Origin of the sequence: Robiginitalea sp., assembly GCF_049588695.1 — a bacterium.
Taxonomy (GTDB): domain Bacteria; phylum Bacteroidota; class Bacteroidia; order Flavobacteriales; family Flavobacteriaceae; genus Robiginitalea.
The window spans coordinates 1-2,919 of record NZ_JBAVZJ010000548.1 but is presented as its reverse complement, the minus strand read 5'-3'; the positions used below and the strand labels follow the sequence as shown (position 1 = coordinate 2,919).

The window sequence follows — 2,919 nt, the reverse complement described above, 5'->3', positions numbered from 1 at the left end:
AGTTGGGTTGAATGAAGCCCTACAAAAATACGGTTTCAGTGGAAACAATCCCATCCATACAGAAGGTCTTTACATTATAGGGTAATAAGATTTCCTGATACCTCCGGGTTTTTTGTCCGCAATGCAGATGCGCAATAATTTCCTTAATTTCAGCCGTAAAACCTGTTGCATGGATTCATTGATTCCAAATTCAGAACACCGGTCGCTCATTTTACTCAGCCTTACCCTCTTACTATTGATAGGGGCTTATCTGGGCATTGGAGCGGCACTTCGTTATTTTGGAAAAAACCCCCGGTATCTCCTGCCCTCAGAAACAGTTAAAAGAGTAGCGTGGCCCCTGATTTTTATTTTGTTATCACTGCTGATCCGCGTACCGGCACTACGGACGCTCCTGGGCCTTGAAGATTACCTGGAAGCCTTTAAGCAAGCGAGTACGCTTATATTCATTTTTGGGTTTACCTGGCTGATTATTACACTGCTTAATGTGGTAAAGCGACTCCTTCTGGTTCGATATGACAAGGACGTATCAGATAACCTGAAGGCCCGAAAATTTTACACCCAGTTCACCATCCTGGAGCGCATTTCAATTTTCCTTGTAGTGCTCCTGGGGATAGGGGCTGCACTCATGAGTTTTGAGGGTATTCGCGAGATTGGGGTCAGTCTTTTTGCATCTGCCGGGGTTGCAGGGATCATTATTGGATTCTCGGCCCAGAAACTCATAGCTACAATAATTGCGGGAATCCAAATTGCCCTGACCCAACCTATCCGCCTGGATGATGTAGTTATCGTTGAGGGTGAATGGGGCCGGATTGAAGAAATCACCCTTACCTATGTTATTGTAAGGATCTGGGATAAGCGGTGCCTGGTGCTTCCCACAACTTATTTTATAGAAAATCCCTTTCAAAACTGGACCCGTACAAGTGCAGATCTTCTGGGCACCGTATTTCTTTACACAGATTATAATGTGCCTTTTAAGGCCGTGCGAGAGGCCTTAGAAAGGATCGTTAAGGCTTCCGATGACTGGAATGGGGAAGTAGCCAATATTCAGGTGACGGATTCCAGGGCCGGACATGTTGAAATTCGGGCCACGGTAAGTGCGGATGATTCGGGCAAGGCCTGGAACCTGAGGGTCCTGGTTCGAGAAAAACTCATAGAATTTCTACAGGAGAACTACCCGGAAAGTATTGCACATTCAAGGCTTTTGCTTCGGGAAACAGACGTAGATTTTAAAACAAATCACGACCGCACTTAACAAAGGAACTAAAATGCTTCTAAGAATCTATTGCGTATGCTAAGGATCTGTGCCCTTTTTTTATGCTTTTTGGGCTTTGGATATGTCCAGGCCCAGTCGGAGCGTGTCCTTTTTTTACCGGAAGACCAGGTCATTTTTAACCGCCTGATTCAAACCGGAGCGGACGTGGAATCAGGACAGATAGGAGAATTGATTGTAGCCACAGGTCATAAATTGCTCAATACACCCTACGTGGCAGGCACCCTGGAGGCCCATACCCCTGAAATCCTCATTGTAAACCTCCGGGGCCTGGATTGCACAACATTCGTTGAAAACGTCCTGGTGGTGAGCGGAATGCGGCAAGACGGGCAAAAGGAATGGGACACCTATCTCCGGCAACTTGAGCGGTTGAGGTATCGGGATGGAATCCGGGATGGATATCCCTCCCGCCTGCACTATTTTACAGATTGGATCCGGGACAATGCCAAAAAAGGGCTGGTTGAAGATATTACTCAAAGCCTTGGGGGACTGCCTCTTGAGAAACGCATAGATTTTATGGGGACACATCCGGACTTGTATCCTGCCCTCTCTTCGGAAGCGTACTTGAAAGCCGTTCAAAAAGTGGAAGAAGAACTTTCAGACCGGGTTACTTATATTCTGCCGAAGGAAGATGTTTCCAAAGTGGAAAACCAGATTGAGAATGGAGATATAATTGCTCTTGCCACGTCGATTGAGGGCCTTGATGTTACCCATACGGGATTCGCATACAGAAAGAAAAATGGACGTCTTCATCTGCTTCACGCATCCACCCGGGGAAGTGTTGAGATATCTAAAGCCCCCCTTGCGGAATACCTTCAGGGGATGAAGGGAAATACGGGAATTATAGTCGTTCGTCCCATGCAACCCAAAGACTAAAAGACTCTGAAGCGATTGGATATGGAATGGATTATATCCTTTTTCACCGGTACAGACCCCTGGATTCTGTTCGTGCTATTTTTGCTCGGGGTTGTGGGGTTTATATTCTCTACTCTTGCAGGAGGTGGGGGTGCCCTCGTTTTACTTCCAATGGTCAATAGTATGCTTGGGTCTCAATACACGGCTCCTGTTCTTAATTTGGGGAACCTCATCGGGCGTCCTTCCCGACTGTTATTATACTGGAAACATATTCATTGGCGTATATGTGCGTTTTATGTGGTACCCGCCTTTTTCGGAGCCTGGGCAGGGGCCTGGATGTTTGGCCAATTAAAGATTGAATTCCTTCAATTACTGATCGGAGGATTTTTGGTAAGCACGCTGTTTCAATATAGAATAGGCAAGCGCGCTCGCTCCTTTTACATGCCCGAAGCCGGATTTGCCCCGTTGGGTTTTATGATTTCGTTTTTGGGAACATTGGTCGGGGCTATGGGTCCTGTGCTCAACCCGTTTTACCTGAATGCCGGGTTGGAAAAAGAGGAACTCATAGGTACCAAAACCGCAAACTCCTTTTTTATGGGGCTTGTACAACTTAGCGGGTATAGCTTTTTTGGGCTTTTGGAAGGCGTTTACTGGGGTTATGGAATCGCTTTGGGCACAGGAGCCATCCTGGGAAATATTATCGGCAAACAAATCCTGAGTCGCCTAACCATCAGTGGCTTTCGAATTTTACTACTGCTCTTTATGGTTCTCTCCGGCGGAATGTTAATATACAC

3 protein-coding genes are annotated in these 2,919 nt (G+C 46.6%); all 3 read left to right on the top strand.

From position 1 onward, the window contains the following. Positions 1–169 precede the first annotated feature (169 nt). Positions 170–1,252, top strand: a complete 1,083-nt coding sequence (locus tag WBV75_RS12620; protein ID WP_424120945.1) for a mechanosensitive ion channel family protein — start codon at positions 170–172, stop codon at positions 1,250–1,252. Between the two features lie 36 nt (positions 1,253–1,288). After that, positions 1,289–2,146, top strand: coding sequence for an N-acetylmuramoyl-L-alanine amidase-like domain-containing protein (locus tag WBV75_RS12615; protein ID WP_424120944.1), 858 nt, complete (start codon positions 1,289–1,291; stop codon positions 2,144–2,146). Positions 2,147–2,167: 21 nt separating this feature from the next. Further along, the coding region (locus tag WBV75_RS12610) for a sulfite exporter TauE/SafE family protein (protein ID WP_424120943.1) at positions 2,168–2,919 on the top strand (752 nt) is incomplete at its 3' end.

What these genes read in the sequence shown, in the direction of transcription:
- WBV75_RS12620 (WP_424120945.1), top strand. Translation starts at nt 170, where the DNA reads ATGGATTCATTGATTCCAAATTCAGAACACCGGTCGCTCATTTTACTC.
- WBV75_RS12615 (WP_424120944.1), top strand. Translation starts at nt 1,289, where the DNA reads ATGCTAAGGATCTGTGCCCTTTTTTTATGCTTTTTGGGCTTTGGATAT.